Annotated in this window: 18 protein-coding genes; 1 reads left to right on the top strand and 17 read right to left on the bottom strand. The window is 31.8% G+C overall.

The features are described from left to right. The first annotated feature begins 46 nt into the window (after nucleotides 1-46). Nucleotides 47-2488 (top strand): glycoside hydrolase family 88 protein, encoded by a 2442-nt coding sequence (locus KMW28_RS24425; RefSeq protein ID WP_169663536.1) that lies wholly within the window; start codon nucleotides 47-49, stop codon nucleotides 2486-2488. Between the two features lie 172 nt (nucleotides 2489-2660). Here KMW28_RS24425 and KMW28_RS24420 read toward each other — a convergent pair whose 3' ends face one another. The 17 genes from KMW28_RS24420 to KMW28_RS24340 form a co-directional block, all read right to left on the bottom strand. Then, nucleotides 2661-4310: a S41 family peptidase gene (locus KMW28_RS24420; protein ID WP_169663535.1), complete on the bottom strand. Its 1650-nt coding sequence runs from the start codon at nucleotides 4308-4310 to the stop codon at nucleotides 2661-2663. 163 nt (nucleotides 4311-4473) lie between these two features. Further along, nucleotides 4474-5700 carry a S41 family peptidase gene (locus tag KMW28_RS24415; protein ID WP_169663534.1) on the bottom strand — a complete coding sequence of 409 codons (1227 nt, stop codon included), beginning with the start codon at nucleotides 5698-5700 and terminating at the stop codon, nucleotides 4474-4476. A gap of 105 nt (nucleotides 5701-5805) precedes the next feature. Continuing rightward, nucleotides 5806-6303, bottom strand: a complete 498-nt coding sequence (locus tag KMW28_RS24410) for an SMI1/KNR4 family protein (RefSeq protein WP_169663533.1) — start codon at nucleotides 6301-6303, stop codon at nucleotides 5806-5808. 11 nt (nucleotides 6304-6314) lie between these two features. Further along, on the bottom strand, nucleotides 6315-7241 hold the full coding sequence (locus KMW28_RS24405) for a hypothetical protein (RefSeq protein WP_169663532.1): 927 nt from the start codon (nucleotides 7239-7241) through the stop codon (nucleotides 6315-6317). 124 nt (nucleotides 7242-7365) lie between these two features. Continuing rightward, nucleotides 7366-7788 carry a hypothetical protein gene (locus KMW28_RS24400; RefSeq protein ID WP_169663531.1) on the bottom strand — a complete coding sequence of 141 codons (423 nt, stop codon included), beginning with the start codon at nucleotides 7786-7788 and terminating at the stop codon, nucleotides 7366-7368. Nucleotides 7789-7905: 117 nt separating this feature from the next. After that, the gene (locus KMW28_RS24395) at nucleotides 7906-8478 is read right to left on the bottom strand and encodes a hypothetical protein (RefSeq protein ID WP_169663530.1); all 573 of its coding nucleotides are present in this window, start codon (nucleotides 8476-8478) and stop codon (nucleotides 7906-7908) included. A gap of 100 nt (nucleotides 8479-8578) precedes the next feature. Then, nucleotides 8579-9178, bottom strand: coding sequence for a hypothetical protein (locus tag KMW28_RS24390; protein ID WP_169663529.1), 600 nt, complete (start codon nucleotides 9176-9178; stop codon nucleotides 8579-8581). Nucleotides 9179-9286: 108 nt separating this feature from the next. After that, nucleotides 9287-9709, bottom strand: coding sequence for a hypothetical protein (locus KMW28_RS24385; protein WP_169663528.1), 423 nt, complete (start codon nucleotides 9707-9709; stop codon nucleotides 9287-9289). Between the two features lie 14 nt (nucleotides 9710-9723). Continuing rightward, nucleotides 9724-10194: a hypothetical protein gene (locus KMW28_RS24380; RefSeq protein ID WP_169663527.1), complete on the bottom strand. Its 471-nt coding sequence runs from the start codon at nucleotides 10192-10194 to the stop codon at nucleotides 9724-9726. A 100-nt stretch (nucleotides 10195-10294) separates the two neighbouring features. Further along, the gene (locus KMW28_RS24375) at nucleotides 10295-10885 is read right to left on the bottom strand and encodes a DUF4291 domain-containing protein (protein ID WP_169663526.1); all 591 of its coding nucleotides are present in this window, start codon (nucleotides 10883-10885) and stop codon (nucleotides 10295-10297) included. Between the two features lie 100 nt (nucleotides 10886-10985). Continuing rightward, on the bottom strand, nucleotides 10986-11831 hold the full coding sequence (locus tag KMW28_RS24370; protein ID WP_169663525.1) for a bifunctional helix-turn-helix domain-containing protein/methylated-DNA--[protein]-cysteine S-methyltransferase: 846 nt from the start codon (nucleotides 11829-11831) through the stop codon (nucleotides 10986-10988). Continuing rightward, complete coding sequence (locus KMW28_RS24365; RefSeq protein WP_169663524.1) at nucleotides 11818-13239, bottom strand: pyridoxal phosphate-dependent decarboxylase family protein; 1422 nt, start codon at nucleotides 13237-13239, stop codon at nucleotides 11818-11820. The genes KMW28_RS24370 and KMW28_RS24365 overlap by 14 nt, the downstream gene beginning before the upstream one ends. Nucleotides 13240-13461: 222 nt before the next feature. Further along, nucleotides 13462-14202 carry a hypothetical protein gene (locus KMW28_RS24360; protein WP_169663523.1) on the bottom strand — a complete coding sequence of 247 codons (741 nt, stop codon included), beginning with the start codon at nucleotides 14200-14202 and terminating at the stop codon, nucleotides 13462-13464. 105 nt (nucleotides 14203-14307) lie between these two features. Continuing rightward, entirely contained in the window at nucleotides 14308-14952 is a 645-nt protein-coding gene (locus KMW28_RS24355; protein WP_169663522.1) for a hypothetical protein, read from the bottom strand. A gap of 77 nt (nucleotides 14953-15029) precedes the next feature. After that, entirely contained in the window at nucleotides 15030-15557 is a 528-nt protein-coding gene (locus KMW28_RS24350; RefSeq protein ID WP_169663521.1) for a hypothetical protein, read from the bottom strand. Between the two features lie 637 nt (nucleotides 15558-16194). Further along, a complete protein-coding gene (locus KMW28_RS28540) occupies nucleotides 16195-16452 on the bottom strand; it encodes an RNA-dependent RNA polymerase family protein (RefSeq protein ID WP_394369918.1) in 258 nt (85 codons plus the stop codon). 1088 nt (nucleotides 16453-17540) lie between these two features. Beyond that, a complete protein-coding gene (locus KMW28_RS24340; RefSeq protein ID WP_169667348.1) occupies nucleotides 17541-18215 on the bottom strand; it encodes a hypothetical protein in 675 nt (224 codons plus the stop codon). Between the last annotated feature and the right edge of the window lie 11 nt (nucleotides 18216-18226).

Raw genomic sequence — 18226 nt, 5'->3', positions numbered from 1 at the left:
AATGAATGAAATTCTAGATTTAGGTATCAATTAAATATCTAATGAAATGAAATTACTCAATATTCTGATGAGTTTATGTTTGCTTGGCTGTTACACATCGGTTTTAGCACAACAAACAACTCCAAAAAGTTACGATTTCGTTGTCGCAGAAGATGGTGCATGGACCTGGTACAACGATGAACGTGCAGCATATAAAAACGGCAAACTATATACTTCTTATGTTAAAAGTGATGGTAAGACTGCTTTGTCTGTCAACGATATTTCAACGGGTTATGCTGTGGGCAGTGTAGTACTATTAAGCACTTGGGCACAAAAAGATGATCATAATAATGCTTCTGTTTTAATGAGGGAAGATGGGAAAATTATGGCCTTTTACAGTAAGCATATTGGTCCGAAGAAGAATTATTTTAGAACTTCTTTAGTCGAAGAACCTAAAAAACAATCGGATTGGGGTGATGAAATTATGCAACTAACTACCAATGATTCCGACCATAAAGGAGCCACTTACAATAACGCTTATCAACTAAGTGCAGAACAAGGGAAGATCTATAATTTCATGCGTACGAACAACTTTAATCCGAATGTAAAAACGTACGATAAAGATGGTCAGCCACTCCGTGATGGAAAAGATTTTATCCTATTTAAAAATGGGGATGGTAGTGTGCGACCTTATGTAAAATACACTTCTAATAATGTTGATAGAATTGATTTCTTCTTTACGGATGGTCATCCTAGAAAAGCCGACAACAACTTATATCACTGCTATTATCAAACAAATAAGGATGGAACACAAGGTAAAATATATCAGACAGATGGTAGCGTTATAACAGATTTAGCAAGTGTATTTGCAGGTAAGCCTATTGATGTTCAATCGGTTCATAAGCTTTATCATTTTGGATCTGATGGAACAAAAGCAAGACCTTGGACGCATAACATCAATTATGATAAAAAAGGGAATCCTGTGGTGAGTTACTCTAAACAAATTGATATCAATACTATTACGTATCACTATGCTAAATGGAACGGTAATTTATGGACCAACCACTTAGTTTGTGATGCAGGAAAAGGATTATACAATGGTGAAGACGATTATACTGGGATTATTACTATAAACCCCTACAATACAAATCAGATTTTTATGTCGTCGAATAAAAACCCAATGACTGGTGTAGAAGGTGAACGCTATGAAATCTACTCGGCTGTTACAAAAAATGATGGCGAAACTTGGACTTGGACGGCGATAACAGAGAACTCTGAAAAGGATAATTTAAGACCTTATGTTCCTAAAGGTATTAAGTCAAAAAAGAATCAGGTGGCCTTGTGGTTTTATGGTGAATACACGACGTATATGAACTATAAAGCAAAGATTGTGGGGGAATTTATTCATAGAAATGAACATCAAAAAGTTGGGAAGATGAATACCAAAAAGGAGGTAAAAAAAATTATCCTTAAGGTAAACGACTATTGGCAGGCAAACAATAAAGCAGAGCTACGATCTTTCTGGGATCATGCAGCATATCATACCGGAAATATGGCGGCTTATGAAATCACTAAAAAAGAAGCTTATCGTCATTATTCCATAGATTGGGCAAAACATAATGAGTGGAAAGGTGCTAAATCGGATATAAAATCGAATTGGAAATATAAGTATGGAGAAACAGATGATTTTGTATTATTCGGTGATTGGCAAATCTGTTTTCAAACGTATATCGACTTATATAACTTATCGGATGACAAGGAGGAGGCAATGGTCGCACGAGCAAAAGAGGTGATGAAATACGAAATGTCTACCTCAAGAAACGATTATTGGTGGTGGGCCGATGGCCTTTACATGGTGATGCCTGTAATGACAAAATTATATCATCTAACAGGCGACAAACAATACTTGGATAAGTTGTACGAATACTTCGCTTATTCTAAAAGTATTATGTACGACGGGGAAACAGGACTATTCTTTAGAGACGCGAGATATGTGTTCCCTAAACACAAATCGGTCAATGGTTTAAAAGACTTTTGGGCTAGAGGCGATGGCTGGGTGTTTGCTGGTTTAGCAAAGGTGCTTCAAGATGTTCCTGAAGATTGGGAACACAGAACTTACTTCGAGGGCATTTATAAAAAAATGGCGGTTGCCTTAAAACAGGCTCAGCAACAAGAAGGATATTGGACAAGAAGTATTTTAGATCCAAAGCATGCACCAGGACCGGAAACAAGTGGTACTGCTTTCTTTACCTATGGCTACTTATGCGGTATGAACAATGGAATTCTTTCGGTGGATGAATATGCTCCTGTTGTAAAGAAATCTTGGAATTATTTAAGCTCCACGGCATTAAATGAAAACGGAAAAGTTGGTTATGTACAACCTATCGGTGAACGTGCAATTCCTGGTCAGCAGGTAGACGAAAACTCAACAGCCGATTTTGGGGTTGGAGCTTATCTTTTAGCTGCATCAGAAATGTATAAATTTCTAGGAAAACACAAGGTGAACTAAGAAATACAAAACTTCAAAGCTAGAGTTAGTGATGATAGAGAAAACTTTAAATATTTATTTGTTCATTTAATACTTTCTGATTTTCGACTTGTTACTAATTTCTGGTTTTGATTTATATTTAAAAAGGCATAACAACTAAGTATTAAACTCTTTTGCTATGCCTTCATTTATTTTAAATCAAATTGATTGCTTTTTCAAGTACCTCATCCCTTTCTTCACTTATTCCTTCAATTGTTGGCTCAACATAGACATCAATTTTCACCCCAGTTCTTTGTGTTTTTTCTCCGTTTGGATAGAAAACACCAATACCAGACATTAATGCGGTAATTCCTCCAGGAAGTGGTATCTCAGAAACATCACCATCGGCTCCAGCCGTTTGACTTCCAACTGTAATTGTATTTGGTAAAGCCTGAAAAAACATGGTCATAAATTCTGATGCACTTTGCGTAGATTCGTTACATAATACGATCTTTTTCCCTTTATAATAATCAGGGTTATCCATTCCAATCTTAACGCTTTCAGAGATTTTAAAGGTACCTGGATATTTCATGTTAGGAACGGAGAACTTTGCAAATTCTACCTCTTTCTCGGATAAATGAAAACAAAGTGAATCATGATAGTCGTTCATTGGATAGTTTCTTAAATCAAAAACGATGGCTTTTGTGTTTTTAAACTTTTTGAATATACTTCCAATTTGATCCTCGCTCAAAATTTCCATATTAATGTATCCTACATCATCAGATAGAAACTTCGAGACTGTTTTTTCATTATTAAATGAAAATTCCATGGAATCTAAAGGATACAAAGCTATTCGCTTATTCAATATTTCTCCTTTTCTATCGATTTTTATATCAATTGAATCCTTATTTCTTGTAGTTAAGAATGGCTCCATTTCTCTAAATAGAGTTGCATTATTAGAGAAAGAGAAATACTTTGAAATGTAATTACTCCTTTCGGCAATTGTCTGATTTTCAACTCCTAAAATGACATCTCCAAATAAAATATCATTTTCATTACTTAATTTTTTATCGAAGAAACCTTTTACAATAGCCTTATTGTCAAATACTTTATATCGAAATGGAACATATTTTTTTCCAAAGAATTGACCTAACAAACGATTATCATAAATTACATATCCATGACTATCATTAATTTTTGACACCATCTGATTGACTGCCAATTGATAATCTAAAGCCTCTTGAGCAGATTGGAACAATGGTATTAATTCTGTTAAAACATCTCCCCAATTATCATCAGTTTGATATTTATATGGAAAATAATAATTGATGATATTCCAATAACGAGCTAAAGCTAGCAACCTAATTCCTTCAGAAGGTTGATCTTCAAATTCGTATTTCTTTTCATTCGAAAAAATGGTATTTCCAACCTCGGAAGACTGAGATATATAATAGTTTTCTCCTTGGTTTCTATTGTCTTTAATGAAATTCAATTGATTCATTACTTCCGTTGAAAAAACATTACTGTCGTTGATCCAACTCAAATCAAGGTTTACTTTGAGGCTATCAGGTAGATCATCAGCACAATTTTCACATTTCTCGATGTTACCCAAACTTTTGATCCATTGACTGTAGTAATTATTTAGTTGATCTTTAGTTTGAATGTTTTTGACGGAGTCCAGCCTTGCTATAAAAACACTATCCCAATCTTGAGTTCCTTTGGCGACCTCTGGATGATAGTATTTTAAAAATCCCCACAATTTGATGTAGGTTTGAAGACTTTGATTTTTGTTGATGCTTTGGTTACCGCATCCAATTAAAAAAAGAGTAATTAACAGGACAGAGAGCTGCGTAAGCTTCTTCATAGTATTAGTTTTTAAGTAAAGGTCTAATAATACCAGCTATGTAAATTATTAGACAAAATTTAGTAATAAAAGTCGTTTCAAATTATAAGAAAACTCTCTTATTATCAAATTCTTCTCTACTTATCTTATACTCGTTTAAGATTTATATATCCAAAAAATCAACTCAATTTTTATTAATCAATTCAATCCCTTTTTCAAGTGTTTCATCTTTTAAAATTGTTGTTTGCTTCACATAATTGGTTGGCACATATTTTTCCCTTGGTGTTCCATTCAAATGGAACAGTTTAGCTGTAGAAAGTCGATAACCGAAATTGTGATTTTTAAAGGAAAAACCGTTCATCTCTCCTGCTAGCCTTTCCATTTCAGAACCTACTATTTCTGCTCTTTCCATTCCTTCAAAACCTATAGAAAGTCCTTCTCCCATACTTCCAGTCCATCGTCCAACCAAAATCACAACTTTATTTTTGTATTGTTCCTTTCTTGGGGTGACATATTCTATCCAACTTCTTTCTACAATTGGATTTCCGTCATACTGCTCAATTTTAAAGTGTTTTTGATATGGTTTGGGCTCATTAATGAATCTTCCCATTATTCCACGAGCTACATATGAATTTCCTCCATCTACAGTATTTCTCAAATCTATTATCAGTCCCTTGGTATCCATTAGTTTGTCGAGAGCCTTATCAAAATCATTAATAAGAGCATTATTTCCCAATGAATTATTTAAAGTAATTATTCCAATATCATTTTCTGTTGTAGCTGATAGAAGTTCAGTAGTTTGTTTGGTTTTTAGTTTATCTAAATCAAACTCGACAATTTCATTACTCTCCAGTTTTAAGGTTAAAACTCTTGGTTGATTATAGCGACCTGCGACAACTTTATTGGCGATCCACTCTCTTACATTTTGCGATTGTTTGTCATTACAATGTGTTGGAAATTGATCGATTGCTTTGTCAATATCAATTCCATTTATTTTTAATAACTCTGCTCCGATTATATCCTGTTCGAGATGCTCAACAATAGGGTGCCAAACATTTGATATTAATGTTTTTTCATTTTCAATCGACACATATATTGGTGAATATAATCTAAAGGAAGAGTTTCTATTGGTGTTTAGAATTAGATGACTATCATAAAATTCGTCTAACAAATACTCAAAAAAAAGAACTGTTTGTTCTTCTGTTTTGATGTTTGGAATTTGTTTCTCGTAATATTCTCGAATGCAGTTTAAATCAACATTTTTTTCTTGCAGATAAATATAATTCTCAGAAATATCCGTTAAGATTTCGTTTAAATCTTCCTTAATTTTAGTTTGATCTATTTTATTGCTTTCTGAATTATCACAAGAAAAATTTAGTGAGATGATAAATATAAAAATTAGTTTTTTCATTTAATTGTAAGGATTGTTGGTTTTAATTTAATTGTAAAAAAATTACTATTCAGTAAGTATGGTGCTTCAGCTAATTCTTTGTATATAACTGATACTTTTGAATGTTTATATTTCTATTTCTTTAATATATTCTATGAGGTATAACTCATAATTTTCAAGGTATTCTGCAAAAGTATTGTATTCAACAAAACCTGGTATTGCAGCATTATATCTATAATATGATAATGTCCCTTCATATTCAGAAAGAAGTAACAAAGTATCTTCATAAATCCCTCCAATAATTAAACTACTATTGAGCCAATCATAATAACCTTCATCATCATTTTCTTGATAGATTTCTATTAATGAAGGGTCTGCTTCATATGTATATCTATATTCATCCAATTTTGAAAAGGAAGAATAGTCAAGACCAGTACAAAAACTTGATAAGCCATTTACTTTTAATAAAAATCCCCTTAATTCATCGGAGAATTCTATATCAAGTTCTCTTTCTGCTTTCTTGATTTGTTTGATACTTGCTGGAGTTATTTTTAATTCAGTTTTATTCTCTAATTGGTAGATTTCTTTAGAAAGAGATATAATATTGTCAATTGTGTTTGGCATGATCATAATGTTTAAAATTCTTTTTTATCAATAATAAAGTCATGATTGACTTGGACTTTTTGTCCTTCAACCGTTTCTGATAAATGTTTTATGTAATTTGTCAATTCGGCTAAATTGTAATCGTAACAAAAGCCTTCATTAATGTAAATTGATAATTCGTTTTTTCTTAACCTTAAACGTCTTAGCATATAATCATACTTTCCTTGTAATGCATGATTTTCTTCCAATTGAATATTCATTTTAATATTGGAATTCCAACATTCGCCTAAACCTATTCTGAGGTTTGTCTTAAAAAACACCCTATCTACTTTTGATATATAACACGCTACAAGTAATTTCTTTTTTAATAGAGATAATTCATTTTCATTTAGTTGTCCTTTATAATTGACTCCCTTTTTACTTAGATAAAATTTACCTTTTGGAGTTATATCTACTTTAATGTCATCCAATTCAAAATAGAATGACATCACTTTAAATTGTGGAGAATAGTTTTCCAAAGAAAAGAAATCTATATTCTTATAACTTGAAGTGAACCTCAAAGTATCTATTTTAAAAGGAAGGTAACTTCCATTATAAAGATGAAGATTTAAAGGTGTTCTCATTGCTATTATCAATGTATCTTCAGTTAAGGAAGTAATATGACCTACGTTTTCATTGTCATCATAATATTCTTGTAATGCGCTTAAAGAATCTAAAAAAATATTTGTATTGGCATTGATAAAACTTACTGATTTCGAAGAATCAAAAGAATCATAGGATAGTTTTAATATCCCACCTTCAAGATAATCGTATTTCATCTCTTCACACTCTTCATTTGTTCTACAAAAATACCAATTCTTATTCTCTATTAATTTATAGTCTATTTGTTGAGCTTTTTCACAAGAGATAAGTGTAATAGTTAATACTATGATGAGTTTAAAGTTTATTGAAAGTTTCATTGGTTATAATTATGTACATAATACCTAAACTACGAATAGAGGGTATGTTTAAATTTGCATTAAATCTCACTATTGAGGATAAATTTTGTATTTCCTATTAAATATATTAATTAGATAAAAAATTCTAAAAAGGCATACCTTGTTTCAACTTATAATTAAGACTAGGGTCAAAATCCATAATTTTTAAACCATTGGGCTCCCATTGATAATTGATATATTGACCAGGTGTCTTCATTATATCATTCCATTCACAATTGTCAAAGATAAATAAATCCCAATGATCGCTGTCCCATGTACCATATTTTTGTTCATTTGGTAACCAAAGTAAAATAAATTCAGGATCATAATATTCATTTTCTCCAGTTAAACTAACAGCAGGTATCTCATAATAAGATTGTGTTTCTGCTGATCCTTCTAAATATATATGACTTTCCTTGAGATCTTCATGTTTATGTAAACCTACAAATCCAGGTTCAACTTTAGATAAATCATATTCTAATTTTTGACCTGATTTTAAAAAATCCAATAGCTCTTTTTCTAAGTTCATTTATTATAATAGGTTTATAAATCCTTGTTGATTGGGTCCAATTGCCCCAACGTAAATACTAAACTTGTTCGTAGTTGTGTCAACCATGATTGGAGTTTTGTTAATGTTGTAATACGTTTATAATTTATTTTTTTTCTCTTCCAAAAGTAAAATATATCCGTCGTCTAAAACATTTCCTTCAACATAAGTAACATACTTATCTTTTTTATTTGAAACTTCTTCACCATCATCATTACAATCATAAACTGTTAGTGAATCTGCAAAATAAATATCTAAATTTGAAGAAATCTCCGTTACTTCTATACAACTCACACACATCCCAGCACCACAAGTACCCATCGATATTTGTTCAGAAGAAACTAATTCACCATTTAATGAAAATGTATGTAGAAACGGAAGTAATGTGTTCGCTACTCCTAAAGTAATTACTCCGACAAATTTATCATTTGAAGGTATTTTACCATAAACATAATGATATTGAGACCCTTTAATAAAATTTTCACTAATTTTCGGGTCTAACTTCACTGATGTTTCACTTTCAATAATTTGACCATGAAATTGAATGGGTAAACTAACCTCAGGAAACTGATTTATAAAAATATTAAATCCTTCGTTTTCTGCTTTATCAAAACTCGGAATTATAGAAAGTAATAAAAGAGAAACTAGTTTTAAGTTTAATGTAATACTCATAATAGAAATACTTAATTGGTTAACGTGATGACTAAACTACGACCAGCAGGTGCATCAACTGATGGATGGAGATTGACTATTGTAACCCACTGAAATAATTTTAATACTTTAAAAGTTTTGATTTTAGTATTTTTCCAATTTCAAAACAGTCTAATTCTAAACCACTAATATTTATTTCTATTATATGCATATTAGGATCTTTATATATAAAAGTTAGGTAAAAGTATGATCTTTTGGTTCTGTTACCTCTTACTATTTTCTTTGCATAAATAGTTAACAAATTTGAAAATTTTATCTTTTCATTTTCCAAATAATGAAAAATTATAAAATTCTCGTTAATAGTTATTTTCGTAGATTTATCTGAAAATTGTTTCCAATTCATAGCTAAATCAATAATTATTAAAAGAATTGAAACTAAAAAAAAGAATATAAATTCATCATTAAATAGAACAATAACTCCTGAAAACAAAGCTAAGATTAAGAGTTTTACATCTATTAGTTGACCTATAATTTTTCGATAATTCTTAATGATAATGTTAGACTCATTTTCATTTGATGAAATTAAATCGTCAACTTCTATAAGGTCTCGTGAAATATATTTTTTTTTCAATAATTGTTTCGCTTCTTCAAACTTCTGATCCTTTATAAGACTTTTTATTTCTGATGGAAGCTTTAATTCTTCTATAATTTTCTTTTGCATAAAAAAGATTAATGAAAGTAGAAAATATTATGACATAATGAAATTGCTAATTAGCGTGTAAGAGTACGTCCCCAAAACCTTGTTGTTTTTGCTGGTGGTTGAACATATTTATTTCTTGATTTTATACTTTTCTATTGTTAAATCTGTATTGTTAGGATCACTTCTACTTCTTAAGATAATTATATAAAACTCCTGAAGCCTTGTATTTATTATATGATTCTCAGTCACAAAAGATATAGGCATTCTTCCTCCGCCTCTTACATATGAATAAGTTTTCATTATGATATCTTCATTATCGTAACTTTTTTTGAATGCTTCTATTAATTTAGTTGCTTTTCTATTTGGAATATAAAATTCACTTACTACTACTTTAGGTTCAGAGTTTAATGTTTTGTTATTCACTTCCTCATCGTAAATATTAATTAGAATTGTTTTTTGAGGTTCTAAAAAATAAAAAAAGTTTATAGTAACATATATCGATGTTAATAAAATGATTACAAGAAGTATTCTCGATATTTTTTTTCTTGTCATTGATGATTTTCTATTTACGGTTCTATTGTCTTAATATTTCTACTCTTAAATAGAACTAAGATATTTTGATATTCTTTTTCAACGATTCGAAATGAATAATATACATATGATTTCTCATCTGATACGTATATGTTAATGTTTATGAGATAATCATCAATGTTCTTCATTTTCTGACTATCATAACTAGATGTTTTTATAAATTCTGCTTCTTTTATCGATTCAATAGAATAGATAGAAATATCATTAAATAAAACACTTTCTTGAATTTCTATTGAATTTTCTTTCATTCTAAAATTAGAAGGTTGACTTTTTATATTAATCATTACTAATATAAAGAATGATGGTAAAATTAATATATAGATTAAAATAAATGGTGATATCAAAAAGCTAATTCCATATGAAATTAGAACATAAATAAAAATGTATAAATATAAATTTCTAGTTGATTTTTCTACAAATGGTTTATGCCATTCATTAATCTCCATATATAATTAAGTTTAAATAATATGATCTAACGTATATGCTTAACTACAATCAACAATCGGGGCAACCGATGGATAAAGATAAGCTGATGTTCTGTATTTTTTATCTTAATCCGATTCTATTTCCGATTACTTCATCTAGCGGATACACTCTTTCTTTTGGTAAAAAACGTTTCACTTCTTTATATTTTCCAGCTTTACGGAGTAAGCTCATTTTTTTTACCAATGGAGTTAAATCTACAATTTCATTAATCCAATCACTATTATACTCTTCAATTAAAAATCTACTAATGCCAACTTGAATAGTTCTTTCTTGTAGTTTTCCTCCTTTTAATGTTCTTTCGGGGTCCCACTGTATATGAACTTTCGCTTCTCTAAATTGCTTTTCCCATTCATAACCACTACTATACACTTCTTTATCAGGATCTGTCAAAACTCCTAAAGAAAGTGCTTTTTCCCAACACTCTCTCTTAATTTTAATTGCTAGAATATATTCTTGATTTGATTTATTTCCCCAATTACTACGTTCCATTAACCAAAGAAAAGACGGTTTAATCCATGTCATGCGATTAAATGAGAAAGGCTTTTCAAATTTTTGATATTTTATAGCTGATAATGCTATGTTTTTATTGTAAGCTTGGTATACTGTAATAGTTTTAGAATCAAATTCTGCTCTTATCTCTTGATATCTCATATCTATCCTTTGTAGTCAATAAAGTGATCACTAAACTCATGGGCACTTGTATCAACCGTAATTGGAGTTTAGTTGATGTTCTAATTATTGTAGGGCGTTTTTATTCATTTTCCAATATCGAAGCTTCCCAACCAATTATAGCTTTCTTTCTTGTCGGATTCCAATGATATCCACCAATATTTCCCGATTTTTGAATTACTCTATGACATGGAATCAGGTAGGCTATCGGATTGTTTCCTATTGCAGTTCCCACAGCTCTCGATGCTTTTGGATGCTGAATTGCTTCTGCTATTTCTCCATAACTATAGAGATTTCCATAAGGAATGGATAACAATGCTTCCCAAACTTTCAATTGAAATTTTGTTCCTTTTAAATGTAATTTTATTTCATTTAAATTAGTCCAGTCGTTACGGAAAATAAACAAAGCGTCTTGTTGAAATTTATCTACTTTTTGATTGAATATTGCCTTCGGGAAAATAGCTTTTAACTCCTCGAATGCTAATACATTGTTCTCACTAAATGCCATATGGCAGATCCCTTTGTTGGTGGTTGCTACTATGATTTCGCCAAAAGGAGTTTCTGCAAAATTATAATTGATTATCAGGTTTGAACCACCGTTTTTATATTCTCCAGGAGTCATTCCCTCAATCGTTACAAACATGTCGTGAAGTCTTCCTGTTCCAGATAAACCCATTTCATAAGCAGTGTCAAATAGATTGCTTTCTTTTTTCCTTAGCAAACTCTTTGCATAATTTGAGCTGATAAATTTCAAGTATTTTTTTGGACTAATACCTACCCATTCCTTGAATAGACGCTGAAAATGAAAAGGACTTAAGTTAACATGCTCAGCTATTGCGTCTAAAGATGGCTGTCCTTTATGGTTATCATCTATAAATGCAATAGCCTCTGCAATTTTATAATATTGATATGTTTTATTGTCCAACATAGGCTGTTACTTCATCATTTAGTTCATCAACCAATTCATCGATTTCCTTTTCAGTAGTGTTATAGTTTGTAATACAAGCTCTAAAAGTAGGTATTCCATTTATAGGATAAACAGATAACCATGATTTACCTTTTGCTAAAACCTTATCTAATATTTCTTTCGGGAAATTTGGATCTGTTTCAAATTCAGATTTTGCAAAGCATACAACTGGCAAATCTGTATTATTTTTGATTTTCCAACCATTTTCTATCAGCTGATTTTTTAAATATTGCCCCATCTTTGCCTGATGGTTTATAGTTTGTTCATATCCTTGCCAACCATAGAATAGTAGTGAAAGATATACTTTTAAACCAATAAATCTTCTTGACCATTGAATAGAATGTGTAAAGGGTTCAGTAATCGTGAGTTTATCAGCTTCCTTTGGCATATATTCCGTTGTAATTCTGAACGTTTTTCCGAGAATATCATTTCTCGATGTCAAAAATATACTTGTTCCCATTGGTACCGACATCCATTTATGAGCATCAAAAGTAATAGAATCAGACTTTTCAATGCCTGTTAACTGGTGTTTCAAATCCTGACTTAAAATTGCTCCACCACCATAAGCTGCATCAACATGAAACCAAATGTTGTTCTTTTTGCAAATGGAACTTAGTTGATTCAGTTCGTCAATTGTACCTGTACCAGTAGTTCCAGCAGTTCCAATTATCATTAATGGCGAATAAATTGATGAGTCAAGTTCATTTAGTTTTTGCTGTAAAATCTCTGTGTCCAGCTTTAATTCATCTGTAACTGGTATTGATTCTACAAGACTGTACCCAATTCCAACAACTCTTGCTGCTTTTTGAATTGAGTGGTGAGCCTCTGCTGAACAAAATACAACAGGCTTTTTGTCCAAACCAAATGCTCCATCTTTAGCAAAGTTTGGGTATTTATGGTTCAAAGCACAGAGCATAGCTGTAAGATTGGCTTCAGCTCCTCCTGTAGTAAAAACACCATCTACATTTCCATCGTATCCAAATTTATTTGCAAATTCCCTAATTAATAACTCCTCTACTTCAACGGCAAAAGGGGCATGGCTCCAAGCAGCTAATTGAGGGTTATAAGTAGCTGTGATTAAGTCAGCGATAATTCCTGCATAATTAGAACGTGGATTGAACAGTCCAAAATACTTAGGATGCGGTGTATGAACTGAAAAAGTCTCAAGTCCTTTTATCACATGCTCAATTGCTTTATCTGGGCCAATGCCATTAGCTAATTCTTTAGTAAGTATAGATTCTCTGATTTCTTTTATGTTCAAATCAGGATTGGTTTTAAAATCTTTTGTTGAGCTATAATAGTTCTCTAACTTTTCAGATACTGTTTCGAGTATTTCTTTTCTCTGTTTATTGTCAAAATCAAATTGCATATTAATTCCTTTTAAATGTTTTGACAAAATTCTCAATTCTCAAAACGTAATGAAACCCGATTCTTGCGGTTTTTCGAATGTCCTACAACGGTCTGAAAATGTCGAGTGCGGGATTTCAAAGCTCCAATTTTATCAAACCGATATAAGTTTTATTAATTGATTTAATCTTTCAAATTTAGCATCACCCCGCATTACTTATATTTATTGTTGGTATGTCGTTGTTTATTTAATATAGTCCTTAAAATACTTATCTATTATCTCATGATTGAATTTGTCTTCACCTCTCCAATATTCTACAAATGCCCAATCATGTCGTCCTGTTGTCGGTCTGTCATAACTTTGTGGTAAAAGAATCTCGCAACATCCGAGAATTTCCATTAATGTATGCCTCTCGTTTTTACTTCCTTTCATCACTTCTTTCAACCTATCTCTCAGTTTACTTGGATAATCCCCTTCAATGGAAGTGTCTATGCAAGTCAAGATGTTTTTAAAGATATCAAGATCGGTCTGCGTTGGGTTAGAAATATCCTCATTCTTAAACAAATTCAAGTCGAGGTAATTATAGAGCAAGTCATGATGTCTTACTCCACTCCATTTAATACGCTCAAAATTTAAAACATTCAAATCAGAGTCTTGATATATTGAATCATTTGCAATATAAAAATCCCTTTTGTCTCCAAGCACCAAACTTGCATTAAAATAACTTGCAATTGCAGACCTCCAATCCAAACGTTTATTAGTCAAACTAGATAGAAATCCTTTAATGATTTTTTCAATCGGAATTTCTGCAATCAGGTCAACCAAAAAATCTTTTACCTCAGGAATTGAATAAGATACTTTGTCAAACATAAGTCCCTTTGATTTTGCATATTCAAAATCTTCAGAACTAGTCTCAGGTACACTTTTCCATCCATTCGATGTCCAGTAAGTTTTAAATAATATTGTTTTCGCTTTCTTATCCATCTATCATGTTAGTTCTCGGTTTTGCAATGCACGTCAACGTGATTACTAAACTCGTGAGCGGTTGTGTTAACCGTAATTTGAGTTTAGTTGATGTTGTAGATCGTATTAGTTATAATGTATTGTTTTGCCTGAGTAAACTTCTTTTATTATACCTTTCTCGTCAAATACAAAAAAGAAGAAAGTAGAACTTCCTTGCCAAGTACTTGAATCATAAGGGGTACAAAAACTTTTTAGCTCAGCAGACAATGTATTTTTAAAAATATCAGAAAAGAAAACCTGATACCCATCCTTTCTATCTGATGGCAACTCAGATAATAAAGATCTAATTTCTTTTTCTGATTTCATTGAATAATCTTCCCAAAAAATAAAGAGTGAATCTTTTATATTGTTTACCTCAGAACAAGTCCTTGTTCCAAGTCTGAGTGCTTTAATACATTCATCTGACAAGTTATACTTTTTCCTTACATAATCTTCTAAAGGAAAGCCTTTCTTATGATTATTGTACTTTTCAGCTACTTGAAGATTATTATTGAATTTCAATTTCACTTTTTTTGACTTACCATTGGCTTTCAACTTATAAACAAGCCCTTCGCATCCAATAACTAAATTTTTTATATCATCTGTTTTTATAATAGAATCATTTAGATAATTATATGCTTTAACATAAAAGTCAGAATTCTTCACTTGTCCTTTTGCCTTATTCATGTGGAATAACCCAAGCAGTATGAATAATATAATTCTAGGTTTCATGATAAATTTATTTTTATGCTCTACGAAATGGCTAAACTCAAGAGCGGTTGCGTCAACCGTGATTGGAGTTTAGTTGATTATTTTCTAATTGGAGGAGAACACATACATTCAACAACAATTTCAGTTGTTCCTTCTACTAATACCGTATCACCAAAACTATTTATTATTGGTTGAAATTTAGGTAACTCAAATTTTCTTGGGAAAAATTCATTAGGAGCATATCCACTAGGTATTATTCCAATTAATCTTAAGTTAGAAACTTCTCCATTCTTTTCAATTAAAAATGACATTTCAAAAGTAAATCTACTGTCAAAATCTTCAATTGGGGTATTACGTACATACCTACTAGGGACTTTTATATTTCTACCAACCAATTTTGACATTTTTGACATTACTCTAAGTTCTTCTGTAGGGATATTTTCAATATTAACAATTTCTCTTTTGAATCCGTTTTGATCAAAATAATAAACACTATCAGAACTTGAATCATATACTTTATATACTAAGCTATCAATATCATATACTATTGAATCTGTATGACTTTGAGAATACCCTATACTGTATATTAAACAATTAAATAAAGTGAATAAAAAGAAATATCTCATTAGTTTTTTATGTAGATAGTTTGATAATGCTTTAGTAGAGTAGAGCCTGATAGCTCTCTCTGTTTAAATAATTATAAATGTAATCATTTTGAGAAAACTATCAGAACCCCCTTCATCAAACCGTACGTGAAGTTTTCCCTCATACGGCTTACCGATAGAATTCTTCATTGAGCTTTCGCAAGTGTTTTCAAGCGAGCATACTTTTCTAAGTCTATCAGACCTTTGCTTTTGACAAAGATACGATAGGGACGCTGGCGAAGCATCTTATGCGCTTTCCGCCCTTTACTTTTGAGCCACTTGAAAAGTTTATAGTCAAGTTGTTTGATAATAATCTTAGCCGTCTCCCAAATATGGGTGACTTTGCTGATAGAAAAGTAGTTCAACCAGCCATATTTACTGAGTTCAGTTTGTAAATCAAGGGTTCAATTTTCCAATGACGTCGTATACATAATAGCTCACGAATATTGGCAAATAGTTTACTTCTTGATTTAATACTAGGACGAATGTTCGTGTATTTCTTGGTATTCCATGAAAAAACTTGGAACGAACATAACGAAATTCAAAACCCAGAAAGAATAGACTCTTCTTGTGTACATGAAGAATTGAGGTCTTATTCTTGTTGATCGTTAGACCCATCCTACGCATTATTGTAAATATATTCAAGGATTTCTCTACTGTAATAGTAGTCACCCATCAATACAAAATCATCTGCGTAGCGTACTATTCGGATGTTGGCTTTGGCAAACTTACCTCGTGGATTATTAACAATACGGTCAAAAGCATGTAAATAAATATTAGAAAGCAAACTAATCACTCCTCCTTGGGGGGTACCCATTTTGGACTGTATTCGTTTCCCATTCTTTAACTGTTTGGGAGCACAGAGCCATTGCTTAATAATTGAGTATTCCTTTATCGCTAATTCGCTCTTTTAACAACACAAACAACTTATCATGAGGGATTGTATCAAAGTATTTCGATAAATCCGCATCATAGACAAAGTGGTATCCTTCGTATAGGTTTTGTTTGATTTGTTTCACTGCGTCTTGAGCTCCTCGTTTCGGGCGAAATCCATTGAGGTATCAATAAAGTCCGCTTCCCATAAAGGTTCTATTAGCATCTTTACTGCCATTTGAGCGACTCTATCTTTTATGGTCGGGATGCCTAAAATTTTCTCTTCTTCTCTTTAGGTATTTCAACTTGACGAACGGCTTGGCAACGATACGTTTTTGTTTGGAGTTCGTATTGTAGTTCTTTCAGAAACTTCGATACTCCATACTTTTCTATGTCATCAAATGACATATTATCGACACCTCTACCATGGGAAATAGTTTTGTTTTACACGACGGTAAGATTCGACTAACACGTAGCCTAAGCTCATTTTATCACTTAGGCTATAGGCTTTAAAACCTTTATCTTGCTTGGCTCGAATGTATAGCTTTCGAAAGACACGAACTTGTTCATCTGTCTTTGTAGAAGATGGACTTTAATAGAGCGGTGTCATATATAGGTCTTTCTGTCTTTCATAAAGCGTTTCTAAAGTAGAGCCCCTTCCCTAATCCAAGGTTATGTTGTCCTTAGAGTCAGACAGTACTATGGGCTCCTCCGACTTCTGTTATTACCAGGCTGAATTTCGCTATACTTATATCAGCTTGTTTAAGGTGGCCAACCTTTGAAATAACAGATCTCCCACGTTCATAACTTTCCATCTATAACCACGCCATCCCTATGACTCCGGTAGATCATTGTATTTCATGTTACTGTTAATTCATACAATGTAACAGGGTTCGAGACCGTCAAAACTCTCCCCATCTACGCCTGCCTTTTCGAAGCTACTTTTGAGTTCACACTTCCGTATTACGGTGATCGTAAACCTTTCTACTTAGGTAGAACCTAGACCACATCTGGCACACTAACGTAATGGCTAAACTACGACCAGAGGGTGCGTCACCCGATGGATGGAGATTAGCTGTTGTTGTGTGTTCGTTATTTTAATATTTCTTTGGTTTTTAATCCTTCAACTAAACTATCACATTTACTTCTTTCCCTTCCATAAACATGAAAATATGCTTCAGGTCTATCCAACCAAACTCCTTTAACAGCGATCAAATTTTCATTTTTCCACCAAATTGAATATTGATCTGAACACTCTGAAATTATATGAAATTCACTATTCATCATATTGGTCAATTCTTCTAAGTTTTTTACCTCAAAATAGTATGGGTTAGAATCCCAATTATAAATCTCATTTCTTAGTGCATATTCTTCCAGCATTTTATCGAATGAGTCGTGTAGAATATTAGGTAGATCATCTTCATCCAAAGTGCATATTTCTCCTCTTTCAGTAATGAAAAATGTAAATTGTGCTGTCTTATGTTCTCCACAAACCTCTATCAATCGATTTCCAACTTTTTCAAGTTCTAAGGTTTCATTTTTAATAATTTGCTTTTGTGAAAACAAAGAAGCTGAAAACGATTGTCCGGGATCATCTTTTATTGTCAACTCATATCCTGAATAAAGCGTTTGATATCTCAAAAAACTATCACAATAACTGATGTTCTGACTTTCTAGATATGCTTTTGTCTGCTCTTCATCAGATGACCATTTTAAGTCCCTCGTTAAAGTGTTAAGATATTTGGAAGCTCTTCCTGAAAGATTCATTTTGTAATTCA

This window comes from Flammeovirga yaeyamensis (assembly GCF_018736045.1).
GTDB classification, from domain to species: Bacteria; Bacteroidota; Bacteroidia; order Cytophagales; family Flammeovirgaceae; genus Flammeovirga; species Flammeovirga yaeyamensis.
This window is presented reverse-complemented; position numbering and strand designations above follow the sequence as displayed.

What these genes read in the sequence shown, in the direction of transcription:
- KMW28_RS24425 (WP_169663536.1), top strand. Translation starts at nt 47, where the DNA reads ATGAAATTACTCAATATTCTGATGAGTTTATGTTTGCTTGGCTGTTAC.
- KMW28_RS24420 (WP_169663535.1), bottom strand. Translation starts at nt 4,310, where the DNA reads ATGAAGAAGCTTACGCAGCTCTCTGTCCTGTTAATTACTCTTTTTTTA.
- KMW28_RS24415 (WP_169663534.1), bottom strand. Translation starts at nt 5,700, where the DNA reads ATGAAAAAACTAATTTTTATATTTATCATCTCACTAAATTTTTCTTGT.
- KMW28_RS24410 (WP_169663533.1), bottom strand. Translation starts at nt 6,303, where the DNA reads ATGCCAAACACAATTGACAATATTATATCTCTTTCTAAAGAAATCTAC.
- KMW28_RS24405 (WP_169663532.1), bottom strand. Translation starts at nt 7,241, where the DNA reads ATGAAACTTTCAATAAACTTTAAACTCATCATAGTATTAACTATTACA.
- KMW28_RS24400 (WP_169663531.1), bottom strand. Translation starts at nt 7,788, where the DNA reads ATGAACTTAGAAAAAGAGCTATTGGATTTTTTAAAATCAGGTCAAAAA.
- KMW28_RS24395 (WP_169663530.1), bottom strand. Translation starts at nt 8,478, where the DNA reads ATGAGTATTACATTAAACTTAAAACTAGTTTCTCTTTTATTACTTTCT.
- KMW28_RS24390 (WP_169663529.1), bottom strand. Translation starts at nt 9,178, where the DNA reads ATGCAAAAGAAAATTATAGAAGAATTAAAGCTTCCATCAGAAATAAAA.
- KMW28_RS24385 (WP_169663528.1), bottom strand. Translation starts at nt 9,709, where the DNA reads ATGACAAGAAAAAAAATATCGAGAATACTTCTTGTAATCATTTTATTA.
- KMW28_RS24380 (WP_169663527.1), bottom strand. Translation starts at nt 10,194, where the DNA reads ATGGAGATTAATGAATGGCATAAACCATTTGTAGAAAAATCAACTAGA.
- KMW28_RS24375 (WP_169663526.1), bottom strand. Translation starts at nt 10,885, where the DNA reads ATGAGATATCAAGAGATAAGAGCAGAATTTGATTCTAAAACTATTACA.
- KMW28_RS24370 (WP_169663525.1), bottom strand. Translation starts at nt 11,831, where the DNA reads ATGTTGGACAATAAAACATATCAATATTATAAAATTGCAGAGGCTATT.
- KMW28_RS24365 (WP_169663524.1), bottom strand. Translation starts at nt 13,239, where the DNA reads ATGCAATTTGATTTTGACAATAAACAGAGAAAAGAAATACTCGAAACA.
- KMW28_RS24360 (WP_169663523.1), bottom strand. Translation starts at nt 14,202, where the DNA reads ATGGATAAGAAAGCGAAAACAATATTATTTAAAACTTACTGGACATCG.
- KMW28_RS24355 (WP_169663522.1), bottom strand. Translation starts at nt 14,952, where the DNA reads ATGAAACCTAGAATTATATTATTCATACTGCTTGGGTTATTCCACATG.
- KMW28_RS24350 (WP_169663521.1), bottom strand. Translation starts at nt 15,557, where the DNA reads ATGAGATATTTCTTTTTATTCACTTTATTTAATTGTTTAATATACAGT.
- KMW28_RS24340 (WP_169667348.1), bottom strand. Translation starts at nt 18,215, where the DNA reads ATGAATCTTTCAGGAAGAGCTTCCAAATATCTTAACACTTTAACGAGG.